Below are 23,906 nucleotides of genomic sequence, written 5' to 3' on the forward strand. Positions count from 1 at the left end.
CTCAGATCTGGTTGACGAGTGTGTACGATTGGGAGGTGGAAGCCGTTGCGTTGCCGGTTCCGCTGTTGACCGCGGCAGCTGACTTCTGCGACCACGTAATGACGATCGTGCACGCCACTGGGGCACCCGCTACGCATTTCACGCTGGCGCCGGCGCCAGGTACCTGGGTGAGCAGTTGCTTGCCCCAATTTTGTACGTCATAGCCAGCGACTTGACTTGCCGTACAAGCGCTGGCGGTGCAATCGGTGCTGCTAGCGGAGAGGCCGGTGATGACGGGTGTCGTCCCTGAAGTGGGCGCGGCTATGGTGACGACAGGGGGTTGGGTGCCGCTTGCCCAGTACGCCGAGTTGGCGACCATGGCATCGGCCAGGCTTTTGGCTTCCATCACGACCATGGACTCCACTTGAGATCCACCTGTGCTCGACAGCGCTGACGCCTGCATGGCTGCGACGCCCAGCAGGCCGATGGAAAGCACTACCAGGGCGATCAGCACTTCCAGCAAGCTGAATCCACGCGGGCGAGAAGATCGTGCTGCGTTCATGGGCAAACCCCTGCGTTCGATATTTGGGTGTCGATGGTGCCCTGCCCGGTGAACGACACGATCAGGCAGCGCGTGAATGCTGAAGTGCTGGCGCTGTCATGCAGGCTGAGCGCCGCGAAGTTGGTCCCTCCGCCGATCGACGTGCCACCCATGCGATTGAAGGTCAGATAGCTGACCGAACCGGAAAACGTACCGGTCGCCGAGGTTCCGGTCGAACCTGCCAAGGTATCCCCGGCCTGCAATCCTGCATGCATGCGCAGCAGCGTATCCCCGGTTGTCTTATCGAAGGTTTGATTGCCGGTGGTATCAATAAACACGATCCATCCCGTATTCCAGCTGGCGCTGCCGCTGCAGCTGGGAGTGGCGGTCGACGCGTTGGCCGATGGGCAAATGGTTACTGGCAAGCCCTGCTTGATCGCCGCAGAACGGGCCAATTCGACATCCGTGCTGATGTCGTTGATCTCGCTGGCCATGCGGTTTTGAGTGGTAATGCTTTTGTAGGAAGAAGTGCTGTAGACCAGCACGATGGCGACTATCGCGACCACGACCGCCAGTTCCACCAGTGTGAACCCTCTTGCCCGTCGGCGATGTGCGTGCACCTTGCTCATGGACTGCCCCCGTATCGCATTGGATTGCGCTTGTTCATGTCTGCCGGACCCCATCCAGCTCCCCTTGACGACCGCAACTCGTCCGGCAGCCCGCATTGCGTAAGCTGCCAGCTAGGACTAAGCAATAAGTGTCCAGACAATTATGTTGTAGGGGGTCACTGAATTGAACGACCGCTGGTCGGACGAAAGGCGCCGTTTGTCGGCAAAATGTTGACGGTCATCAAAAATGCTGCGCGGCTATCAAAAAAAAGCTCGATCCGCAAGAGGTCGTGCATTCGGCCACGTCCTCAGGAAGTTTTGATAAATCCGTTGGGGCGCGTTCGGGCCACTTCATCCGCCTTGGGTGTGTGGCGTGGCCCAGGTCAAGCAGCAAGTTGCACTGTCAGTCATCGAGCAGCATGCGACTGCATACGAAGAGATACTCATGCTGCAGTTCATCGATTCGGCGATTCAGCGACAGGCTCTGAGGTGGTACCGATCGTGGCAGGTAGTGCAACGTGCAGCCGCTGATGCAGAACGCCTTGGCTTGCCGATGAGTAGTTACGACGGGACGCCTTGTCATTGATCCGCTCCTTGTACGGCGATCAATACCGCCGCATCGAACAAAAAATTCACCTATCCGGCGGTTCAGTTTCGGGGGCGGTTCTGTCCGCTCGTCGGAAAAACCCTGCCATTTATCAGAAAACGCCTATTTTTAAGGGGCTAAGTACTGGTCGGAGCCAAACGCCTGCGTAGACTAAAACCCACGTACAGGAGGGGGGAGTCTCATGTATGTTTCGTTGCGAAGCGCGCCGCCCAGGTGTGCCAGGGGTTTCACCACGGTCGAGCTGATGATCGCGCTGGCTGTGCTCGCCGTTCTCGCGGCGATCGCCGCGCCCAGCTTCCAGAACATGATCAACGCGAACCGGCTTACCACCGCCGCCAACGAAATCGTCGCCGGGCTCAACACCGCACGCATGGAGGCGATCAAGCGCAACGCCTACACGCAGTTCTGCAGCAATAGTGCAACCACCAACACCTCCGATACGCTCGGCACTGCGTGCAACACCAACAGTGGCGTAGTGCTTGTGCAGTTGACGCCTGCCTCCACGGCGACGGTGTTTGGGGTACCGCCGGATCTGCAGCTGCCGGTGCAGATTTCCGGCACTTTCGCCGCCATCCGCTTCCATGGCGATGGCCTGGGTTATGCGCCGGGTTCAACCACGCCCTACAGCGACACCGCTACGACAGCGTTGGCGGATATCTGTACTACCGCGCTCAGCAGCAACAATCACATCAAGATCCAGTTGGCGACCGGTTCGATCATCACCTCGACCACGAGCACTGCGACATGTCCATGATGCGCAATCCAAAAGCCATCCGATCCACGCGGATCGGCGGCCGGCATCAGGCCGGCGTTGGCCTGATCGAGGTATTGATAGCTGTATTGGTGCTCTCGATCGGCTTTCTCGCCGTGGCAGCGATGCAAGCACGTTCGTTGTCCACCAACAACAGCGCGATGGTACGCAGCATGGCCACGATCGCCAGCTATTCGATCCTGGATGCGATGCGCGCCGATAGGGCTAATGCAGTGGCTGGCAATTACAACGGCACCATCAAGGGAAATGCCTGCCCAACCACCTCGGGCACGCTGGCCCAATCGCAGTTGAAGCAATGGTGCAGCATCGATCTGCTGCCGATTGGTCTGACTGCCAGCACCATCAGCACGATCGCGTGCACCGCTGCTGCCGGTACGACGACCGCGATATGCACCGTTACCATCCAGTTCGACGACAGCCGTGCTGGCGATACGGGAACGACTAGCCAAAGCAGCACTCAACAGCAATTCGTCACCAAGGCCATGCTATGAGCGCGCGATTGATGGTACGCAACGAGCAACGGCGCTACGCGGCTAACTCGATGCGCCGTAGACGTGGGTTCACGCTCGTCGAGTTGATGGTGGCGATGCTGCTGGGGCTGATCGTCATCGGTGGCGTCACTAGTGTGTTCCTGGCCGGTCAACAGACTTACCGTACGAACGATGCACTCGGTGACGTGGAGGACGGGTCGCGCACTGCGTTTGAGCTGCTTGCGCGTGATCTACGCAATGCTGGTCTTACCGGCTGCGACAACACCAACGGGCGCATCGCGAACGTACTGAGCAACTCCACCCTGTGGTACACGAATTGGAACGATGCCTTGTATGGCTACGATGACGCCAGTACCGACCCTGCGCTGAACGGTCTCACCGGTGTTGGCGCGCCGGTGGCCGGTAATAGTTCAGTGCATGTGCTCAGCACCGCGCTTACGGACGTGACTGTGTCGTTTACGCCAGGCAGCGGTCAAGGCAGCTCCGCGAACATTCACATCACTGCGGGAACCAGCCAGCTGGCTGCCAACGACCTCATCATGGTGTGCGATTTCGATCACGCCACGATCCTGCAGATCACCAACTATTCGGGTAATCAAACTGTTGTGCACAATATGGGTACCGGCAGCATCGGCAACTGCTCGAAGGAACTGGGCTACCCCGTCCTGTGTACCCCCAACGGCAACCATTACGACTTCCAGAGCAATGCGCGCATAGCGGTGCTCACCGCGAACACCTGGTATATCGGCACCAATCCAGTGGGCGGCCAATCGCTGTATCGCCTTAATGTGGGGCATGGTACCGGGGGCGTGGCGGCTGCGCCGCAGGAAATGGTGCGCAATGTCACCGTTATGAAGGTTCAGTATTTGCAGCCGCCCAACACTGCCTTCAAAACGGCTGCCTTAATGACCAACTGGGCCGCGGTCGACGCCGCACAAATCCAGCTCACGGTGAAGAGCGCCAACTTGCGTGCCGACGTGACCAATTCCACCGCGCTCAGCAGATCCTTCACTTCTACGACTACCGTACGTAACCGGGTGCAATGAAATGAAAGCGCCACATGTTTTTCGCAGGTCGCCAGCCCGTTCCTGTTCCATCGGCGCTCGTGCGCAGCGCGGCATGGCACTGATAGTGGCTATGGTCCTGCTGCTGCTGATCACGCTTGTAGGGCTGGCCGCCATGCGCGGCACCATGATGCAGCAGCGAATGGCCAGCAACTTGTACGACCGCCAGGTGGCGATTCAGAACGCCGAGGCCGCGGTTCGTGCGGCCACGGTACTGATTCCGACCCAGCCGGCGTTGGTCTGGCACAACTGCCAAACTGCTGGCACAACCTGCCTGCCTAACCCATTCAACGATTCCACCTTGCCGAGCAGCGCCATCCACCCGGTTTCTGCCGGCACCTCGGCCGGTGCCTATACCGCAGGCGCCACAGCGGGCTATCAGCCGCAGTACGTGGTGGAAAACATGGGCAACTGGGTCGACCAGAACGCTAATACCGGTTTCGGCAACACGGCCAACTCGCGCAACTACGGCGTGCAGGGTTCCTCGTCCACTGCGGTGTACTACCGCATTACAGCGCGCAGTGGCGATCCGTCCGTAGTGAAAGACCGCGCCGTAGTGATACTGCAAGCGGTGATCAAGCAGGGTTGATGGCATATGCGCATGAATCACACTCAAGAATACCTCGCATCGAGTGGCGCCGAACCATCTCGAAACGGAGCCGATATGAATAAGACATCGCCATGGCGCCGTATTTTTGGCCATACCCTGGGCCGGTTGCTGAGCACCGTACTGGTCGTCTGGATGGTGGGTGTCGCCAACGCGCCGGCGATGGCGGCTACTACCGTTCCGACGGTGGATCAGCAGCCATTGACGCTGCAGCCGACCATTCCGCCGAACATCATGGTGATGATCGACGACTCAGGTTCCATGGTCTGGGACTTCATGCCGGACATGTGCTATCTGTACGGTGTGACATGTACGGGTACCTACAACGGCACCAATCCCAACAATGGCCAGGGCGTCGACTATTTTCAGTCCGCCAACAATGACGCGCTGATCGATGCAAGCAACAACGGCCTTTATTACAACCCCAAGGTGACTTATCTGGCGCCGGTCAAGTCCGATGGCACGTACTATCCAAATTATCCGCTGACGGGTGCAAACATTACCTCGGTCCCGCTTGACGGGTTCAATACGGGTAATGGCAATGCGGACCTCACTCAGTACACCAGTTACGACGTTACGGGTGAGGCCGAGAACGGCAACTACCCTTTGTACTACTCGACCTCGGTCACTAGTTCGACAGCGTCGACTTATAGCGGTTCGGCAGCCAGCAATAACGCTTGCTCTAATATCTATAGCAGCACGCCGAACAGTTTTGGTGGTTATACGTATAGCAAAGGGAACTGTAGTTTCAAGTACTACCCGACCTACAACTATTTTCAGTATTCGACCGGGCCGGCGGCAGGCCCTTACACCAAATTTTACGTATCGCCCGGTGGCAAGGGCTGCGGCGCCATCAGCAATTGCTACTCCGATAGCGATACCAGCGGTGCCGTCGCTCCGGTTGGCGTGAATGCAGGGCTGAACATCGCGAACTGGTTTGCGTATTACCACACGCGCATCCAGATGGCCAAGAGTGGCTTGATGACGGCGTTTTCGACGGTCAGCTCGTCGTTCCGCGTTGGCTTTGGTTCCATCGATGGCGGATGCAACGGCGATGCCAGCAACGTGCCGAACTCCGCTTCGTCGCCCGTTTATCAGTACACGGATACCTACGACTGTGGTAATGGCGGGTCGGTCACCAATACGGTCGCTAGTGTGCAACCTTTTGGCAGTACGCAAAAATCCGCGTTCTGGACTTGGGTGTCCGCTTTGTCACCCAGTGGCGGTACACCCTTGCGTGTGGCATTGGATGAGATGGGCCGGTACTACGAAACCGCCCAGCCCTGGAAGACGATGTCCTCGGATCCATCGTCGGTGTCCCCAAACACGTTGATCGCTTGCCGACAGGCCTACACCATTCTTACCACCGACGGTTTCTGGAACGAGTCCAATTCCAGTTTCTCCAACACGCTGCCGGCTCCTGGTGCCCCCCTCGCTGCAGGGCCTCCCGGCAATGCCGATGGCAGTAACGGTCCCACCAACAACGGGCCCAATGCGCAAACATACACCTACAAGCCGGTTGCACCTTATACAGACGGCAATTCCAATACCTTGGCCGATGTGGCCATGAAGTACTGGGAAAACGACTTGCAGCCAACCATGGCAGCAGAAGTGCCTACCAATTCCGCCGACCCGGCGTTCTGGCAGCACATGACCACGTTCACCATGGGCCTGGGTTTCACGCCGGTCGGCATCAATCCTTCAGGCACCACAGTGCAGCAGATCTTCAATTGGGTCAGCGGCACCGGTCCGGCCATCAGCAATTTCAGTTGGCCCACGCCTTCGCGCAATTCGCTGTACAACATTGCCGATCTCGCGCACGCCGCCGTGAACGGCCATGGCGGTTTTTATTCTGCGACCAGTCCGGAGACGTTTGCCAGTGGCCTTACCGATGCGCTGATGCGCGCCGCTGAGCGTGTGGGCACGGGCGCCAGCCTGGCCGCCAACTCCACCCAGCTCAACAATGGCACGGTTGCCTATCAGGCGAATTACTACACAGCCAAGTGGAAGGGTGACCTGAAATCGCTGCCGATCGACGTCACCAGTGGCGCTGTCAGTACCACGCCTACCTGGACCGCCGCGACGGTGCTAAATAGCAGCGCCACATCTTCGGGCTCTGTCAGCACCTATCCCAACCGCAAGATCGTCACGTACAACCCCACTGCCGCCGCAGGCTCACAGTTCGTGTCATTCATCAACAGCGGTAGCGCAGCGCCGACTTTGTCCAGTGCCGAACTGACGGCATTGGGCAGTACTACGACCGCGCAGATGAATATGGTCAACTACCTGCGCGGCGACAACACGCTGGAGCAGAAGAACAGCGGCAACTTCCGCAATCGCGATACCCCGCTGGGCGATATCGTGGATTCTCAGCCAGTGTTCTCCGGTGCTCCCAACACCAACGAGTACGAAAACCAGACCTTCACCGGCACGGATTCCTTCGTGGCCTGGGCTGCGGGCACGACCGATTCCAACGGCAATGAGGTGCCGAGCGCCGCGGCACAGCGTACGCCGCTGGTATTCGCGGCGGCCAATGACGGCATGCTGCATGCGTTCAACGCCAACACCGGCGCGGAAGTGTATGCCTATTTACCTGGTGCGGTGATTACCGCAAGCCTTGCCAATCTGAGCGATCCCAACTATGGGGCGACCAGCACGGTGCCGCACCAGTACTACAACGACGGCGAACTCACCATTGCCGATGCCTACCTGCCCAGTCTTACGCAGATCAACGGTTCGTCCTGGCACACCATTCTGGTGGGTACCACGGGCCGTGGCCTGGCCAAGGCTGTCTACGCCTTGGACATTACTGATCCGACCAACATCAAACCACTATGGGAACGTTCGACCGGCGATGGCCAGACCAATAGCGGCTACATCGGTCAGATGGTGGGCAAGCCGGTCATCGCCAAGGTGCAGGACGCCGGTACCGTTACGGACTGGCAGGTTCTGATTGGCAATGGCTATAACAGCACCAAAGGTTCGGCTGCGCTGCTGGAGTTTGAACTCGACAACGGTACGCTCAGCGTGCACAGCGCCGGAGCCGGAGGCAATACCTCTAGCACTGGCAGTGGTCTTGCCGCGCCCGTGGCATGGATGGACAACCCAGGCAACGGCATCAGCATGGAGGCCTATGCCGGTGATCTGTTAGGCAACGTGTGGTCGTTCCCGTTGGATAACGTTACGACCGTAGGCCATGGCTCCGGCGCGACGACCAGCTACGTTGCTGACTTGACTTCGGCAGGCTCGCTGATCTTTTCCACGCCGCTGGACGCCAGTAGTAATCCGCAACCCATCACGGCCGGCATGCTCGCAGGCAAGGATTCCGTTACCGGTAACGTGTGGCTGTTCTTTGGTACCGGTCAGTACTTGAGTTCCGGTGACCTGCCCAACAAACAAGTGGAGAGCTGGTACGGCGTGATCGCACAGACCTCCGACGGCAGCATCCCAGCGCTGCCGGCAACGCAAAGCCAGTTGGTGCAGCGCTCGATCATCTATGAGCAGGATGGCAACCCCTCCGCCACCCCGCCAACGTTGGGTGCGCGCGTGGTGTCAACCGCTGCGGTCGGTGACATGTCGGGCAGGCGCGGGTGGTATATGAACTTGGAACAGCCGACTCTCGACAGCAACGGCAATGTAACCGGCTACAACGCGCAAGGCGAGCGCATGGTCACGCCCAATCAGTTCCAGGGCAACTTGCTGCTGGGCATCACGCGCATCCCGGTGGTCACGGACGTCTGCGCCCCGTCCGGTAGTGGTTGGGTGATGGCAGTCAATCCGTTCACCGGCGACAATCCAACGGCTGCTTTCTTCACCGGCAATGGCAGCGGCGGTATGGTCACCGTCGGTGGCAAGTCCGTGCCAGTGGCTGGTGTGGGCTTCAGTTCCTTGCCCAACAATCCGATCTTCGTGGGCAGCGACATGTTGATGAGCTTCGACAACGGCAATACTTCCAACCTGATGACTTCGGGCTCGACCGGGGGTGTGCAGCGTGTGTCCTGGCAGGAGGTCGTGAACCAATGAGGCACAGCGAAATAAATCTACGCAAGGGCCATGGAAAACGTTGCGAATCTGTTGCCTGCCCATTGCCTCGGCAAGGGCAGGTGAGCAGCGCTAGGCAGGCAGGTTTCACCTTGGTCGAGCTGATGATCGTGGTGGCGGTCATTGCGATCCTGGCCGTCTTGGCGTGGCCCGCCTATCAGCAGTACATCATCAAGACCAATCGCAAGGCGGCAGAGTCGTGCCTGGCGGAGCACGCCAATTACATGGAGCGTTTGTACACGACTCAACTCACTTACTCGGGGGCCACCTTGCCCGTGCTCGATTGCTCTTCCGCTAGCCAGACTGGGCAGAATTACGCTTATAGCTTCGCGCCCGCAGCTGCCTCGACATCAGCGTACAACGTACAAGCTGCGCCTACTTCGGCGTTGCAACTGAAAGACACGACCTGCGCGACGGTCTGGATCGATCAGACGGGCGCCCGGCATATCACGGGTACTGGGACATTGTCTCAATGCTGGTAAGCATTGAGACCATGGCTGAAATGCTTCTCAGATATCCGCCCATTGCCGCAGCAGGTTGTGGTAGATGCCAGTTAGCGTTACTCGCGCTGCGTCATCGGCATGGGTGGCCGTAAGCCGTTGGATCGCGTTATCCAGATCAAACAGCAAGCTGCGCTGTCCGTCATCACGTAGCATGCTCTGCGCCCACAAGAAGCACGCTAGCCGTGTGCCGCGCGTAACCGGGTTCACCCGGTGCAGGCTGCTGGCGGGGTAGAGGATCATGTCGCCGGCGGGAAGCTTGACGGTTTGGGTGCCGTAGGTGTCTTCGATCAGCAGTTCGCCGCCGTCGTAGCTTTCGGGGGATGCCAGGAACAGGGTGGCGGAGAGGTCGGTGCGGATTTTTTCTGCGGTGCCGGGCAGCAGGCGGATGGAACCATCGACGTGGCTGCCGAAGTGCATGCCGCTTTCATAGCGATTGAACATCGGTGGGTAGATGCGGTTGGGCAGCGCTGCACTGATGAAGAGCGGATGGCGTTCAAGGGCCGAGAGCACGATGTTGCCCAGTTCGATGGCCAGCGGCGAGCCTTCGGCGATTTGCTGGTTTTGTTTGACGTGAGTGCCCTGGTGGCCGGCGGTGACGCGGCCGTCGACCCAGGGCGCGTCGGCCGAGTTCAGGCGTTGACGAAAGTGCGCAACTTGCCCGGTGGTGAGCAGGGCAGGAATGTGGACCAGCATGATGACGTCCTTGCGAGATGGCTGATTCCGCGCAGGCTGGGATGCCAATCCCAGCATTGCGTGGGTTGCACGCATGGTAACGCTGGGTTTCGCAACCCAGCCCACGCGTTGTTAGAACTTGTAGGTGAAGGTTGCCAGTGCAGTACGTCCAACTCCAGGCACGGCGCGCCCGCCATCCGACGGTATCACCGCATCGAAATAGCGCTTGTTGGCAAGGTTCAACAGATTGAACCGGATGTCATAGCGGGGTTGGTGGTACGCCACCATCGCATCCCAACGGGTGTAGCCGCCCACGCTGGTCTTGTCGGTATTCGCCGCATAACGTTGCGACAGGTAGGTCGGGCCACCACCGGCTTCCCAGTGCTGTGCGAAGCTATAGGTGGTCCAGGTGGTGAAGGTGTTGCGTGGTGTGTTGGCGGGCACATTGCCTTGGGTGCCGTCCAACGCCTTTACGATCTTTCCATCCATGTAGCTGTAGCCGGAGAAGACCTGCCAGTGGTCGGTGAGGTGTCCGACTACGCCAAGCTCTCCACCACGCACGCGGATGTTGCCATTGAGCGTATATTCGCCCGATGAGGTCTGCGTGCGTGCGTTGGTCTGTTCCAGCTTGTACAGCGCAGCATTGATGCCGAGCATGTCGTCCAGCAGGTTCCACTTGGCGCCGATTTCGTAGGAGCGGTTTTTCGAGGGGGCGAGGTTTTGCGTGCCGTTGGTGAGCGTGAGTTGCTCCAACACCGGGTTGAACGAAGTGCCGAACGAGACGTAATAGGATTGCTTTTCGCTCGGCTGATAGATCACGCCGCCGCGTACGCTGGTGAAGTACACCGTCTGCTGTGCATAAGCAGGCGCAGAAAAGGTGTTGCTGATGTGCGCGTCGAACCGGTCACGGCGTGCGCCGGCCACTATCATCCAGTGCTCGTTGAGCTTGATGGTGTCATTGGCATAGACAGCGGCCGTCTTGCCGACGGATTGCGCATAGTTGCCCACCGTAGTGGTGACGTTGGCGGGTGTGGCTTGCTGTACCGGATCGAGCAAGGATAGGCGGGGCAAACCGTTACGCGTGTAAGTCTGGTTGTTGTACGTCTCGCGCGCGAATTCCACGCCGGTAACCAGCGTGTGCTGCCAACTGCCGGTGTCGAACTTGCTGACCAGGTCGGTCTGGCTGTCCAGCAGCTTGTCGTGAATGACGCGGTCGTGGCTGGCCAGTTGTACGTATAGATCCTGCAGGGGCAGGCTGGTGGGATTGCCAAGGGCTCGGTTGAGCGTCACGCCTCCAGCGGTAACGATGCTGTTGGCGGCGGTTTCGCGTGCATCGGTCCTGTACTGGCTGAATTGCAGTTGCGTGCGCAGTGTCAACTTGTCCGAGAACGCATGTTGCAGGCGTGCATTGATCTCATCGACGCTTTGAACGGTGCGGTCATCGGTGAGGCCATACCAGTTTTTCGGATTGACGTGCGCAGGCCGTCCGTTGACCGGCGGCAAACCATAGTCTGGCATGTCGTGGTTGCGCTGGATCAAGGCCGACAGCGTGATCTGGGTGGGGGTGCCGATGCCGAAGCGCAGCGACGGCGCGATGCCGCCGTCGCGATTGTTCAGGACGTCGCGGGTGGCATGCATGTTCTGGCCGTAGATGTTCAAGCGCGCGGCGGCGCTGTCGGACAGAGGTTGATTGATGTCGGCGGTAAGGCGGTAACGGTCGCTGGTACCCGCCGTCGCGCTGATTTGCCCAAACGCTTTCAACTCGGGCTCTTTGCTGACCTGGTTGATCACGCCGCCGGTGGAGCCCCGGCCGAACAGCATGGAAGAAGGCCCTTTCAGTACTTCGACGGCGTCCAGATCGAACACGTCGCGATAGTACTGGCCGGGGTCGCGGAAGCCGTCCAGATAGATGTCGGTGCGTGCGGTAAAGCCGCGCAGGTTGATGTTGTTGCCGATTTGTCCGCCTTCAGCAGCGCCGATGGTGATTCCGGGAACGTTGCGCAACGCATCCTGCAACGAGGTAGCGCCTTGGGCGTCGAGCAGATCGCGGTTTACCACCACCACGCTCTGCGGGATGTCGCGCAATGAGGTCGGCAGCTTGGCACCGATGCTCGATGTGTCGGTGGTGTAGTCATTGCCGATGACGCTGCCAGTTACTTGCACCGAACCGAGGGTTTTCGACTTGGACGGCTCAGTGGAGGTGTCGGCTAGGGCAGGCGTGCCTTGTGCGTATGGCGCGGCAGGGAGGGTAAGGGCAAGCAGCAAGGCCGTTTGCAGCGGCGCGGCGGAAAAGATAGCGGGCATGGGAAGGAAGTCGGCAGGGTGGGAGGGACAGAACGGGCTTGGCTGGCTGCTTGAGTGCGTCGCGGCTGTGCCTGGCGATGCCACTCAATCCCGCTTGCGGCCTGTAAGGATCGTTCTGTAAATGCGAATCATTCCCATTCTTGCATAATGTTACGCAACTGTGAAGCAGCCAAATCTGCCGTATTAGCGGCTAGGGGCGTGGAAGAAGTGGGGTGGCCGGATAGGCTGGGATGTCAATCTCAGCGTCGCGCATGGCAATGCCGGGTTTTGCAACCCAGCCTACGATGGGCATCCCAGCCACGAAAAAAAGCCCCGCAGTGAATGCGGGGCTTTTGTCATTGCCGTTGCAGTGCGGTGCGACTTACCAGATCTTCACCTGCTTGTCGCCGTCGCGGACCATCGCGTCGCCAGTCTTGCACTGGTACGCCTGGGCAAACGCCGGCATGTTCGACGGCGCACCGATGGCGCGCAGCGAAGACGGAGCGTGCGGATCGATGTTGAGATACAGCTCCGCCTGCTTTTCGCGGGTGTTGTTGCGCCATACGCGTGCCCAGCTCAGGAAGAAGCGCTGATCCTGCGTATAGCCGTCGATCTTGTCCTGCGCTTCGCTGGTGTTCTTCTTCAGCGCATCCTGCAGTGCGTCGTAGGCCACGTTCACACCGCCCAGGTCGGCGATGTTCTCACCCAGGGTCAGCTGGCCGTTCACGTGCAGGTCCGGCTTGTCCTTGAGCGGCGCATAGGTGTTGAACTGATCCACCAGCTTGCCGCTGCGGGCCTTGAATTGCGACTTGTCCTGCGCCGTCCACCAGTCGGCCTTGTTGCCGTCGCCATCGAACTGCGCGCCCTGGTCGTCGAAGCCATGGCTGGATTCGTGGCCGATCACTGCGCCGATGCCGCCATAGTTGATCGCGTCGTCGCCGTTGGCATAGAAGAACGGCGGCTGCAGGATCGCGGCCGGGAAGTTGATGGTGTTGGTGCTCGGATCATAGTAGGCATTCACCGTTTGTGGCGTCATGCTCCACTCGGTGCGGTCGGTGGGCTTGCCGATGTGGCCGATATCCCACTGGTAGTTGAATTTGGCCGCGGCCATCAGGCTGCCGTAGTAGTCGCCCTGCTTGATGTCCAGGCTGTCCCAGCTACGCCAGTGGTCCGGATAGCCGATCTTGGGCAGGAATTTCTGCCACTTGTCCAGCGCCTTCTGCTTGGTGGCGTCGCTCATCCAGTCCAGGTGCTGGATGCGGTCCTTCAAGGCTTCGCGCACGTTGGTCACCAGTTCCTGCGAGCGCTGCTTGGCTTCCGGCGTGAATTCCTTGGCCACGTACAACTGACCCAACGCTTCTCCCATGGAGCTGTTGACCGCGCCCAGTACGCGTTTCCACACTGGCTTCTGCTCCGGCTGTCCGGAAAGCGTCTTGCCATAGAAGTCGAAGCGGTTGTCCTGGAAGGCGGTGCTCAGATACGGCGAAGCGCTGCTGATGGCGTGAAAGCGCAGATAAGCCTGCCATTGCGAAACCGGCGCGCTGGCCAGCAGCTTGTCGAATTGCGCGAAGAACTTCGGCTGCGACAGCGAGAAGCCCTTGTCGACGGTCACGCCCTGCGCCTTGAAGAAATCGCCCCAGTTGAAGTGCGGGGTGAGCTTGTTCGCTTCGGCCACGCTGACGAAGTGATACTGGTTGTCCAGGTCGCGCATTTCGGTGGGCGAAAGCGAGGACTGCGCCAGCTTGGTCTCGAAGGCCAGCACTTCATCGGCCTGCTTCTTGGCGTCGGCCTCGGCAACGCCGGCCAGCTGAAGCGACTTGGCGATATAGCCCTGGTAGGCCGCACGGATATCGGCGTACTTCTTATCGGAGTAGTAGTCGCGAGTGGGCAGGCCCAGGCCCGACTGGTTGGCGAAACCAATCTGGATTTTCGCATCCTTGAAGTCGGCGCCGGAACCGAACTCGAACACCTGGCTGTCGCCGTCGGCGAAGCGGTCGGTGATGTACTTGGCGATGTCGGCCGGGGTCTTCAGCGCATCGATCTGGGCGAGCTGCGGCTTGAGCGGATCGTAGCCGAGCTTGTTGATGGCGTCCTGGTCCATGCCGGCCTGGTACAGATAGCCGATCTTCTGATCGATCGACGCCGGCTTGGCCTGCGCGATGTTCTTGGCGGCGGCCTCAACGATGTCGTGCTGAGTGTTCAGGCTTTGCTCGGCCAGCGCGTCGAACGCGCCCCAGCGGGTGCGATCCTGCGGAATCGGGTGGGCGGCGATCCATTTGGCATTGACGAAGCTGTTGAAGTCCTGGCATGCGTTGACGGCCGCGTCCAGCTCGCTGGCATCGAACACGCTGGCCGGCTTGGCGGCGGCGACGCTGGCGGCGGCCGCCGGCGCGCTCGACGACGGTGCCGGAGCCGGCGCCGGCGCCTGGGCTGGTTCCTGCTTGCCGCAGGCGGCCAGGGCAAAGGTGACGCTCGCGGCGAGCAACAGCGGCTTCAAATGCTTGTAGGTCATGGATATCCCTCTAAGAAGATGTCGTGGGAGTCGCCCGCAGGCGCTCCTTGGGTTTTGCTGGCCGATCCACTGCGTACAACGCCGATTCGGGCCATGACCTCGCACGCTAGGCCATAGGTCATGGTGTACCCAGTGTCAAAGGTCAGGGGTGGGGTAAGCACCGGGCGCGACCGTTTGTATGGTTATCCCGCATAGACCCGTAGGCTGGGATGACAACCCCAGCATCGCGCCATGCCAATGCTGGGTTTTGCAACCCAGCCTACGATTGTCGACCCGGCCTACGCCGGACCACACGAGCATCGAAAGCCCGTACTCGTCGCATGACTGTTATTCGCTTGTCATGGCTATTCCGTAAGGTCCTTTCCATCGCGCCGAGGGGAGCGTGCCCTCTGACCGTTACTGGAGACTGCCATGCGCTCACGTCTTGCCGTCTGTCTTGCTGCCTGCCTGTTGACCTCGCTGTCTGCCGTCGCGCTGTCCGCCCCGGATCCGGTCGTCGATGCCAGCCCCTGGCATGGTCATAAGCGTGTCCCCACCGCCACGCCGATCAAGCACCTGGTGGTGATCTTCCAGGAGAACGTCTCCTTCGATCACTACTTCGGCACTTATCCTTATGCCGCGAACGCGCCGGGCGAGCCGCCGTTCTATGCAAAGGCGGACACGCCGAAGGTCAACGGTCTCAACAAGCAATTGCTGAGCAGCAATCCCACTGCGAACAACGCCGCCAATGGCACGGGGGCGATCAATCCGTTCCGTCTGTCGCGCGCGCAGGCCGCCACGGCCGACCAGGATCACGACTACATGCCGGAGCAGCAGGCGTTCGACAACGGCGCCATGGACCTCTTCCCGAAGTACACCGGTTCGGGCGAGGCCCTGCCGGGCGGCACTGGGGCGGAAGACGGTAACGGCCAGGTGATGGGTTACTACGACGGCAACACCGTCACCGCGCTGTGGCATTACGCCCAGCATTTCGCGATGAGCGACAACAGCTACAACACCACCTTTGGCCCGTCCACGCCGGGCGCCCTGAACCTGATTTCCGGCCAGACCAACGGCATCAGCGAACAGTTGGCCGCCGGCGGCGATGTGGTGGCCGATGGCCAGGGCGGCTACACGCTGATCAGCGATGCCGACCCGATCGACGACGTGTGCTCCAATTCCAGCGGCGCGCGTGTACGCATGAGCGGCAAGAACATCGGCGAGTTGCTCAACGCCAAGCGCATAACCTGGGGCTTCTTCGAAGGCGGCTTCGATCTGACCACGGTCAACCCGAATGGCAGCACCGGCTGCAAGCGCAGCAACACCTCTACGGTGACCAAGGCCAAGAAGGTGGACTACATTCCGCATCACCAGCCGTTCCAGTATTACGCCCCTACCGCCAACCCCACGCACGCGCGTCCCACTTCGGTGGCGATGATCGGCCACTCCGGCGACGCGGCGAATCACCAGTACGACCTCAATGATTTCTACGCCGCGGTGGCAGCCGGCAACATGCCGGCGGTGAGCTTCCTCAAGGCGCCGGGCTACCAGGATGGCCATGCCGGCTATTCGGACCCGCTGGACGAGCAGCAGTTCATCGTGCGCGTGCTGAACTTCCTGCAGCAGCGGCCGGAGTGGCGCGACACCGCCGTGGTCATCGCCTACGACGACTCCGACGGCTGGTATGACCACCAGGCCGCACCGCAAGTGAATGCTTCGGCAAGCAGCCAGGATGCGCTCAATGCTACGGGCGTGTGCAATGGCCGCAGCACGCTGCCGGGCGTGAATAGCACCCGGCCGGTGCAGGGGCGCTGCGGTTACGGTCCGCGCCTGCCGCTATTGGTGATTTCGCCGTGGGCACGCCGCAATCACGTCGATCACACGGTGACCGACCAAAGCTCGATCACGCGCTTCATCGAAGACAACTGGTTGCGCGGCGAGCGGCTTGGCGGCGGTTCGTTCGATGCCGTGGCCGGCAAGTTGAACAATATGTTCGACTTCGATGATCCGTTCGGCGAAAACCGTCGCCTGTTCCTGGATGAAGGCACGGGTGAGCCGATGACCGGGAAGTAATTCGCGCGTTCTTGATCGGTACGTCAAAAGGTTGGACGCATCGCCCCACTGGATGGGGCGATGCTTTTTTGCTTACGAGAAATCCACTGTGTCGACTCGCCGCGATTTTCTGAAATGGACGATGCTGGGGCTGGGCGCGGGCGCATGCTCAACGCGTCTGCGCGCACACGACTTGCGCGGCATGAGCAACATGAGTGGCGGCCCCTTGTGCAAGCATCCGGTGGCAGACCAGGCGAGCGAGCCGCGTCTGCTCGATCCGAGTCAGCTCAAGCCGTTTGTTGATCCCTTGCCGCTGCCGCCGGTACTGCGCGCGGACGGCAAGACCCTGCGTGTGGACATGCGTGAAACCGAACAGCGCCTGCACCGCGATCTGCCGCCCACGCGCCTGTGGACCTACGGCGGCTGCATGCCGGGGCCCAGTATCGAAGCGCAAAGCGGCAAGGCGCTGCGCATCGACTGGCGCAATGCGCTCCCCTCCCGGCATTTTCTGCCGATCGATCACCGCATTCATGGCGCCGAAAAAGACCGGCCCGAAGTACGCGCCGTGGTGCATGTGCACGGGGCCTGTGTGCCGACTGCAAGCGATGGTTATCCGGAAGACTGGTACGTGCCCGGCCAATCGCGAGTGCACACCTATCCGAACCGGCAGGATGCGGCCCAGCTCTGGTATCACGACCACGCGATGGGTATCAATCGCCTGAATATTTACGCCGGCATGTTCGGCAACTTCATACTGCGCGACGAGCACGAGCGCGCCTTGGGTCTGCCGCACGGCGAGCAGGAAATTCCGCTGACCCTGAGCGATCGGCTGCTCACCACGGAGGCGCAGTTGTACTACCCAGTCTCCGGCAACAGCGAAGCACCATGGGTTTCGGAAGTGTTCGGCAACGCCATGCTCGTCAATGGCGCATTGTTGCCGTATCTGGACCTACAGCCACGTCGCTACCGGTTTCGCGTGCTGAATGCTTCCAATGCGCGTTTCTTCAATCTGAAAATGCGCGACGGGCGTCCGTTTGTGCAGATCGGCAGCGATCAGGGCCTGCTGGCAGCGCCGGTATCGCTGCGCCATCTGTTTATTGCACCGGGCGAGCGTGCAGATATCGTCATCGACTTTGCCGCTTTGGCCGGACAGCAGCTCGAACTGGTCAATGACGTCTTGCCGATCATGCAGTTCCGCATTGGCAGCGGCCGGGTGCAGGACGCGAGCGTTGTGCCCGCCGTGCTGCGCGATGTGCCGCGCATGCCCGAATCAACCGCCCGCAAGCAGCGCATGCTGACGCTGGATGCCTATCAGGACTGCGTGGCCGAACCGATGCTGATGCTGCTGGGCGGCAAACGCTGGCATGAGCCGGTGACGGAAAAGCCCGTGCTGGGCAGCACCGAGATCTGGAACCTGGTCAATCTCACCGACGATACGCATCCCATCCATTTGCACCTGGTGAAGTTCCAGATCCTGGACCGCCGGCCGTTCGATGCAGGCTCTTGGATGGATGCGCAAACCGTTCGCTACACCGGCTCTGCGCAAGCGCCGTCAGCCGGTGAGGCGGGTTGGAAAGATGTCGTGCAGGCCTGGCCCGGCATGATCACGCGGATCATCGTGCGCTTCGAAGGTTACGCCGGGCGCTATGCCTGGCACTGCCATCTGCTGGAGCATGAGGCGAACGAGATGATGCGGCCGTTTGAAGTGCTGCCTGCCTGACCACCGGAAGGGCGTACATGGTTACGGGAGCAAGTCCAGCTCATCTAGGAAGACATTTCCTTTCATAGTGACCTGAGCATTGTTTTTCAGTGCTTCAAGCTCCATCCCAAGAAGGCGCCGTTGAGCCGTGCGTGACGCTTCACTAGAATAACAGGGGTTCCAATTGCTCATGTTATATATTTGTCCTGATGCGTCCTTGACGTATATCGAGGTTGAATAACTAGTACCGGATTCCTCTATCCCGACCAGTTCTCCCGTAACTGTCGTTACGGCCTGGGGCCGAATTTCGCCGGTAGGCAGTTGCCCTGTAGATGTGACCACTACGCTATCGACCCAAGTGAGTGGCTCACCGGCGTGCATCGCGTTGAGACGTATGCTGACGGGTAGATCATTCGCTTCCGCAAACTCCAGTATTCGGAATTTGTTTTCTTCGCCTGGTTGCCCATCACATGCCCCCACGATTGGGTAATTATTGTAAATCCGGAAATTACCAGGGATGTTGTTCCACTGACTATCCTTGGCATACACCAAAGTGGTCGAATTCGCCGGCGCGTAAACCAATTTTGTCACTGTTATGTGATCAAGCTGATAAGAGGGGTAATTCGCCGACGATGCGTCCGACGTGGCGAACACCAAAAGCGTGAAGGTCAGGATCTTTTTTATGGTGGCAAGCACGGATATTCTCCTGGTTAGTCACCCGCGGTCAGGCTGACGCTGACCAGGCCTTTGTGTGCATCTTCCTCGATATCGACCGGGAGAATTTGCGAATAGGCCGTCTGCAGCATGGACAGGTAAGTGTCGTTCTCGCGGTCCATGTTGCCCGTGCTCCAATCCATATACCACAGTGGCGTGATATGCGAGGTGCTGGTCTTTGGGTCCTCGGTGTAGATCTGTAGGTTGCCCTCGGCTATGTCACCAGGGTGTTTGTAGTCAAGTCGCACTATGTACACCCCCTTGTATACGGTTGCCTGGGCATGAGCCGGAGCGGAAAAGATGGCGAGTGCCAGTGGTGCGGCGAGTGCCGCACCGATTACGGGCTGGGCCATATTTCTCTTTATCTTTCGCATAATCCGTACCATGTGGATTCTCAGTTTTGCATGGAGGAAATAAAGTGAAGCTCCGTATCAGATAACGGCTCAATAGGTAAAATTGACGATTACATCGCCAATTGTATTTTTTGCATTGCACCATATTGTTACTTTATTTCCTGACACCGCCGCAGTTAAGAGCGTTGCATACGTTATCTTTCCAACGGCTGTTCTATTGCCAATCATATCATCCAGGGAAAATGTATAATCCTTTTTATCATCTGTCCTTATTGTTATGACGCTATGGTCTCTATTATAACCAGGGTTGGTGTTTATGACGGTTACATAACCAGAATAAGTGCTTGCGTCTTGGCAATCGGCCTCGTCGGCGTAAGCATTGGCCGTCATTACCGACAAAAGGGCAATGGGAAGAGCGGTTATATAGATCGCCTTTTTCATATTTTCGTCCTTTTGAAATATCACAATAAAAATCACGCCACTCTGACGGGTGACAACCAGGGGTGGGTTTTATCTTTGGCAAGCCTGCCATCAAGACAGATGGCCAGATAGGCATAAGCATCGTTGGTGCCTGTCTCTTCATGGTCTAGGGTTGGTCTATCTGAGGCGTAATCATCAAAGAAAAGCATTTATGCGGTGTTTCAAGCAGCGTCGAAATTGTTTCGACGCATTGCATCCATGGCATCCCAGGTCTGCCCCGACGGCGCCAACATCGGGATGAAGCCAGTAGAGAAGATGCGCGGCTTGAAAATTCGGCGTAAGCAGTCGTGCTGGCGTGATGAAAGCCAGTCGGGTAAGTCGTTACGCCCGAGCTTGAAAGTACGCGCGGATGCGCCGAGCGCTTGCTGCCTCACGCGGCGCTATGGAATTGCGCAGCGCAGGTATTCAAGGCCATTTGAGCATGCAAGGGGCGACTGCTGTGGCGACGCTGTTGTAGCTATTGCCCCTCCATGGCAGGCCAGCGACGCTTGATCAGGCCCGCCCTTGCGTCGGCAAGGCGGCCGGCGACGCCGGCAAGGTGTCCGGTGCCACTGCCCCGCCGGAAATGATGAAAGCCATGGCCTGGTCCATGGTCCAGTCAGTGGGCGTCAATTCGTCCACGGGCACCAATTCAAGGTAACCGCCGGTGGGGTTGGGCGTGGTGGGGATGTAGACCGCCGCGATCTCGCGGCCGCTGCCTTCCTCGGTCATCACGCGGGTGACAAAACCCACCACCTTCATCCCTTGGCGGGGAAAGTCGACCAGGACCACGCGCTGCATCCCGCCCGGCTTGTTCTGCAGTACCGCCATCAGTTTCTTGGTGCCGCCGTAGATGGTCTGCACCAGCGGGATCCGTTGCAGAACGTCGTCGAACGCACGCAGCATGCGCTGGCCAATCACGCGATTGGCCAGGAAGCCAAGCAGGTACAAGGTGATCAAGGTGAGTAGCAGCGCCAGCACATAGGTAATCCAGCTGTGGCTGAGCTGGCCGGCCGCCTCGGGCGACACCCAGCCCAGCGCGCCGACGAACGCGGCCACCAGCGGTGCGCCGAGATCGGCCAGAAATCCCACGATGAATTTGAACACCAGCCAAGTCACCCATAGCGGCATGAACGTGAGCAGGCCGGTGATGAGGTAGCGTTTCAGGCGTAGCGGGGGCATGGGCGGCTCGGAACAGGGTGAGGTAGGCCTATTGTAGGCAGCGGCCCGTCAGCCTGTGATTTTTTCGCGCGCGCCGCGAATAACAGGGGTAACCACGGGGACGGCTCATGCGCGGACGGGAACTACAGCAGGCGTTCGAGAAGCTATTGCGGGAACACCAGCGCATCGTGTTCAAGGTTGCGTCGGTGTATGCCCGCGATCCGGAAGATCGCAACGACTTGACGCAGGAAATCTGCCTGCAGCTGTGGCGCTCCTTTGCCGGCTTCGATGCAAGGCGCGCACGCTTCTCCACCTGGATGTATCGGGTGGCGTTGAATGTAGCGATATCCCATCAGCGGCGGTCGCGCCCGGAGCCATCGCTGGAGCACAAGCAGCTCAATGCGTTCGAAGGATCAGCAGGCATTGCCGAGCCCGATGAGCGCCTTGCGGCCCTGCACCGATTCATCGCCGAGCTTGATCCTCTCAATCGAGCGCTGATCCTGTTGTATCTGGAAGACCGCGGCTACGGCGAGATCGCCGAAATCCTGGGCATCAGCGAAACCAACGTGGCCACCAAGATCAGTCGCATCAAACAGAAACTTCGCAGCCGGATGACGGGCGGCCCGCCCGCGGGAGAGAGCTATGGAACTGGATGAGATGAAACTCGCCTGGCAGACCTTGGGTCGGCAAGGGGAAGCACAGCAGGCCTTGAGCATCCAACTGCTGACCGAGCGGCGCCTGGATAAGGTAGGTCACGGCCTGCGGCCGCTGTTCTGGGGCCAGGTGCTGCAGATCTTCGTCGGTGTGCTGGTCACCTTGATGGCGGTCTCGTTCTGGTTCCCGCGCACGAGCGTGCTCCACTTTCTGACGTGGGGCCTGCTCGTGCACGCCTTCGGCATCCTGATGATCGTGACGGCGGCGCGCAACCTTCATCTGATCAAGCAGATCGATTACGCCGCACCGGTGCTGGACATCCAGCGGCGCATCGCCCGCTTGCGCGCCTGGCGCGTGCAGGTGGAGGCGCCGTTGTATGCGGTGACGTGTTCGTTCGTGTGGATACCGCTGGTGCTAATGGCGATGGCAAGCAGCGGTATCGATCCGCAGGTGGTCGCTCCCAAGCTGCTGGGCTATCTGCTGTTGTCCGGCTTCGCTTCGTTGGGATTGGTGGCCCTTGTGGCCTGGCTGGTTCGTCGCACGGGCTATCGCCGCAGGTTCGAAAACAGCCTTGCGGGCGGCGGTGTGCAAAAGGCCGAAGTGATGCTTGAGCAGATCGCGCGTTTCAAGCAGGAGTGAGCGCTGCTCAGCGATGTTTCGGCTTCAGGCGCACATACAGCTGCTTGCGAACCAGCGCGACCACCTCGCCCGCCGCCGTTTTGATCGGTACCTCGAACCAGCGCAGCACTTTCTCGCCGTTGGCCGCCGCGGCTCGCAATTCCTCCAGCAGGCCGGGTTCCAGCTTGAAATGCGCGTAGACGTCCTCGCGGCCCGGTGCAACGAAGTCTATGCTTCCGGCTTTGTCCCATACGAAATGATCCTTGCCCAGGTGGTGCAGGATCAGCAGCATCCAGAACGGGTCCGCCATGGCAAACAGACTGCCGCCGAATTGCGTACGCACGTAATTCCGGTTCCATGGGCGCAACCTGAGCGCCACGTGGGCCTCGGTGTAGTCATCATCCAGATTCAGCACGCGGACGCCGCTGAACAGGAAGGGTGGCCACAGATTGAGCAGGCGACGGAACGTGGGTGCACGCATGGAAGGCTCCGGAGGGGCCTTCAATCTACCATACTTATGCGTATGGAACCTGGTGGGCTGGGATGCCAATCGTAGGCTGGGTTGCGAAACCCAGCATTGCCATGCGCGCCACCGCGCGATGCTGGGATTGGCATCCCAGCCTACAAGAGCGGTCAGAACAACAACGAAGCCATGCGCCGGCGATAGCGGCCCACCAGCTCCGCATCGTCCAGGGTGTTGAACGCCGCCAGCAGGCGCTTCTTCGCCTGGCCGTCGTTCCAGTCGCGCGCTTTCTCCAGCACCAGCAGCCAATGCTCGAGGCCGGCAGCCGGATCATTGCCCAGCAGCAGGCGCACGCCGAGCAGATCGTGTGCCTCCCAATCCTGCGGGTTCGCGTGGAGGCGTTGTTGCAACACTTCCATCGGCGGCGTGCCTTCGAGCGAGCGGGCCAGATTGAGCTGACTGCGCAGGCGCACAGCACGGGCGTCGGTGGCGAGGTTGGCGGGCAGGGCATCGAGCTCGGTTTCCGCGGCAGCGGCTTGGCCGGCATGGGCCAGGGCGATCGCCAGATCGAGCTTGAGTTCGGGGCGATTCGGGTCGGCGGCGATTTCCTGTTGCAGGCGGTTGATGGCCTGCTCGGGCGATTCGGGCGCGATTTCTTCGGGCTCCTGTTCGAACTCGTCTGCCAGCGGCTCAAGGTGGCGCGTAAGGAATTGACGCAGCTGGCCTTCCGGCAGGGCGCCGGCGAAGCCGTCGAGGATCTGCCCGTCCTTCACCAGGATCACGGTGGGAATGCTGCGAATGCCGAAGACGCCGGCCAGCTCCTGGTTCTGGTCGACGTCGACCTTGCCCAGGCGGAAGGCGCCGTTGTATTCGACCGCAAGCTTTTCCAGCAGCGGGCCCAATGACTTGCACGGACCGCACCAGGTCGCCCAGAAGTCCACCAGCACGGGTGTCGTGAGCGAGGCTTCGAGCACCTCGGTTTCGAAGTTGGACTGATCGACTTCGAAGATGTGCGGAGAGACGGCGGCGTTCACGGTGGGCTCCATCAAGGACTAGTCGGTGCAGATCGGGGCG

The 23,906-nt window shown here is 60.0% G+C and carries 22 protein-coding genes; 10 read left to right on the top strand and 12 right to left on the bottom strand.

Annotated features, from left to right (window positions below):
* Position 1: 1 nt before the first annotated feature.
* The 3 genes from pilV (EKH80_RS14515) to EKH80_RS14525 all read right to left on the bottom strand — a co-directional run bounded on the left by pilV (EKH80_RS14515) (position 2) and on the right by EKH80_RS14525 (position 1,711).
* Positions 2-541, bottom strand: a complete 540-nt coding sequence (gene pilV / locus EKH80_RS14515; RefSeq protein WP_126685490.1) for a type IV pilus modification protein PilV — start codon at positions 539-541, stop codon at positions 2-4.
* On the bottom strand, positions 538-1,149 hold the full coding sequence (locus EKH80_RS14520) for a GspH/FimT family pseudopilin (protein ID WP_158628847.1): 612 nt from the start codon (positions 1,147-1,149) through the stop codon (positions 538-540). The genes pilV (EKH80_RS14515) and EKH80_RS14520 overlap by 4 nt, the downstream gene beginning before the upstream one ends.
* A gap of 382 nt (positions 1,150-1,531) precedes the next feature.
* Positions 1,532-1,711, bottom strand: coding sequence for a hypothetical protein (locus tag EKH80_RS14525; RefSeq protein WP_126685492.1), 180 nt, complete (start codon positions 1,709-1,711; stop codon positions 1,532-1,534).
* Positions 1,712-1,916: 205 nt separating this feature from the next.
* Here EKH80_RS14525 and EKH80_RS14530 point away from each other — a divergent pair, with 205 nt between their 5' ends.
* The 6 genes from EKH80_RS14530 (at position 1,917) to EKH80_RS14555 (ending at position 9,192) form a co-directional block, all read left to right on the top strand.
* Positions 1,917-2,489 carry a GspH/FimT family pseudopilin gene (locus EKH80_RS14530; RefSeq protein WP_126685534.1) on the top strand — a complete coding sequence of 191 codons (573 nt, stop codon included), beginning with the start codon at positions 1,917-1,919 and terminating at the stop codon, positions 2,487-2,489.
* Positions 2,480-2,998: a type IV pilus modification protein PilV gene (gene pilV / locus EKH80_RS14535; RefSeq protein ID WP_329955485.1), complete on the top strand. Its 519-nt coding sequence runs from the start codon at positions 2,480-2,482 to the stop codon at positions 2,996-2,998. The genes EKH80_RS14530 and pilV (EKH80_RS14535) overlap by 10 nt, the downstream gene beginning before the upstream one ends.
* A gap of 50 nt (positions 2,999-3,048) precedes the next feature.
* Positions 3,049-4,044, top strand: coding sequence for a prepilin-type N-terminal cleavage/methylation domain-containing protein (locus EKH80_RS14540; RefSeq protein WP_126685493.1), 996 nt, complete (start codon positions 3,049-3,051; stop codon positions 4,042-4,044).
* Positions 4,045-4,117: 73 nt separating this feature from the next.
* Positions 4,118-4,651, top strand: a complete 534-nt coding sequence (locus EKH80_RS14545; RefSeq protein ID WP_126685494.1) for a pilus assembly PilX family protein — start codon at positions 4,118-4,120, stop codon at positions 4,649-4,651.
* 75 nt (positions 4,652-4,726) lie between these two features.
* Positions 4,727-8,692, top strand: a complete 3,966-nt coding sequence (locus EKH80_RS14550) for a pilus assembly protein (protein WP_126685495.1) — start codon at positions 4,727-4,729, stop codon at positions 8,690-8,692.
* 80 nt (positions 8,693-8,772) lie between these two features.
* Entirely contained in the window at positions 8,773-9,192 is a 420-nt protein-coding gene (locus EKH80_RS14555) for a type IV pilin protein (RefSeq protein WP_329955486.1), read from the top strand.
* A gap of 27 nt (positions 9,193-9,219) precedes the next feature.
* Here the strand turns inward: EKH80_RS14555 and EKH80_RS14560 are convergent, their stop codons facing one another.
* The 3 genes from EKH80_RS14560 to EKH80_RS14570 form a co-directional block, all read right to left on the bottom strand.
* Positions 9,220-9,906 carry a Fe2+-dependent dioxygenase gene (locus tag EKH80_RS14560; RefSeq protein ID WP_126685497.1) on the bottom strand — a complete coding sequence of 229 codons (687 nt, stop codon included), beginning with the start codon at positions 9,904-9,906 and terminating at the stop codon, positions 9,220-9,222.
* A gap of 111 nt (positions 9,907-10,017) precedes the next feature.
* Positions 10,018-12,189 carry a TonB-dependent receptor gene (locus EKH80_RS14565; RefSeq protein WP_126685498.1) on the bottom strand — a complete coding sequence of 724 codons (2,172 nt, stop codon included), beginning with the start codon at positions 12,187-12,189 and terminating at the stop codon, positions 10,018-10,020.
* 361 nt (positions 12,190-12,550) lie between these two features.
* Complete coding sequence (locus EKH80_RS14570) at positions 12,551-14,680, bottom strand: M13 family metallopeptidase (RefSeq protein ID WP_126685499.1); 2,130 nt, start codon at positions 14,678-14,680, stop codon at positions 12,551-12,553.
* Between the two features lie 411 nt (positions 14,681-15,091).
* Here EKH80_RS14570 and EKH80_RS14575 point away from each other — a divergent pair, with 411 nt between their 5' ends.
* Positions 15,092-16,732 (top strand): phospholipase C, encoded by a 1,641-nt coding sequence (locus tag EKH80_RS14575; RefSeq protein WP_126685500.1) that lies wholly within the window; start codon positions 15,092-15,094, stop codon positions 16,730-16,732.
* 88 nt (positions 16,733-16,820) lie between these two features.
* On the top strand, positions 16,821-18,431 hold the full coding sequence (locus tag EKH80_RS14580; RefSeq protein ID WP_230473697.1) for a multicopper oxidase family protein: 1,611 nt from the start codon (positions 16,821-16,823) through the stop codon (positions 18,429-18,431).
* 21 nt (positions 18,432-18,452) lie between these two features.
* Here EKH80_RS14580 and EKH80_RS14585 read toward each other — a convergent pair whose 3' ends face one another.
* From EKH80_RS14585 to EKH80_RS14600, 4 genes are all read right to left on the bottom strand, one after another.
* Entirely contained in the window at positions 18,453-19,106 is a 654-nt protein-coding gene (locus tag EKH80_RS14585) for a hypothetical protein (protein ID WP_126685501.1), read from the bottom strand.
* Between the two features lie 14 nt (positions 19,107-19,120).
* The gene (locus tag EKH80_RS14590; protein WP_126685502.1) at positions 19,121-19,477 is read right to left on the bottom strand and encodes a hypothetical protein; all 357 of its coding nucleotides are present in this window, start codon (positions 19,475-19,477) and stop codon (positions 19,121-19,123) included.
* A gap of 90 nt (positions 19,478-19,567) precedes the next feature.
* A complete protein-coding gene (locus EKH80_RS14595) occupies positions 19,568-19,918 on the bottom strand; it encodes a hypothetical protein (protein ID WP_126685503.1) in 351 nt (116 codons plus the stop codon).
* Positions 19,919-20,449: 531 nt separating this feature from the next.
* Positions 20,450-21,118: a DUF502 domain-containing protein gene (locus EKH80_RS14600; RefSeq protein WP_126685504.1), complete on the bottom strand. Its 669-nt coding sequence runs from the start codon at positions 21,116-21,118 to the stop codon at positions 20,450-20,452.
* A 107-nt stretch (positions 21,119-21,225) separates the two neighbouring features.
* Here EKH80_RS14600 and EKH80_RS14605 point away from each other — a divergent pair, with 107 nt between their 5' ends.
* Together EKH80_RS14605 and EKH80_RS14610 are read left to right on the top strand one after the other, a co-directional pair.
* On the top strand, positions 21,226-21,753 hold the full coding sequence (locus EKH80_RS14605) for an RNA polymerase sigma factor (RefSeq protein ID WP_126685505.1): 528 nt from the start codon (positions 21,226-21,228) through the stop codon (positions 21,751-21,753).
* Positions 21,740-22,390 (top strand): hypothetical protein, encoded by a 651-nt coding sequence (locus EKH80_RS14610; RefSeq protein ID WP_126685506.1) that lies wholly within the window; start codon positions 21,740-21,742, stop codon positions 22,388-22,390. The genes EKH80_RS14605 and EKH80_RS14610 overlap by 14 nt, the downstream gene beginning before the upstream one ends.
* Positions 22,391-22,397: 7 nt before the next feature.
* Here the strand turns inward: EKH80_RS14610 and EKH80_RS14615 are convergent, their stop codons facing one another.
* Complete coding sequence (locus EKH80_RS14615; RefSeq protein ID WP_126685507.1) at positions 22,398-22,850, bottom strand: DUF4442 domain-containing protein; 453 nt, start codon at positions 22,848-22,850, stop codon at positions 22,398-22,400.
* Positions 22,851-23,002: 152 nt separating this feature from the next.
* Positions 23,003-23,866, bottom strand: coding sequence for a thioredoxin (gene trxA, locus EKH80_RS14620; protein ID WP_425481151.1), 864 nt, complete (start codon positions 23,864-23,866; stop codon positions 23,003-23,005).
* Positions 23,867-23,906: the final 40 nt, after the last annotated feature.

It is taken from the genome of Dyella choica, assembly GCF_003977665.1.
In the GTDB taxonomy this organism is placed as follows: Bacteria; Pseudomonadota; Gammaproteobacteria; order Xanthomonadales; family Rhodanobacteraceae; genus Dyella_B; species Dyella_B choica.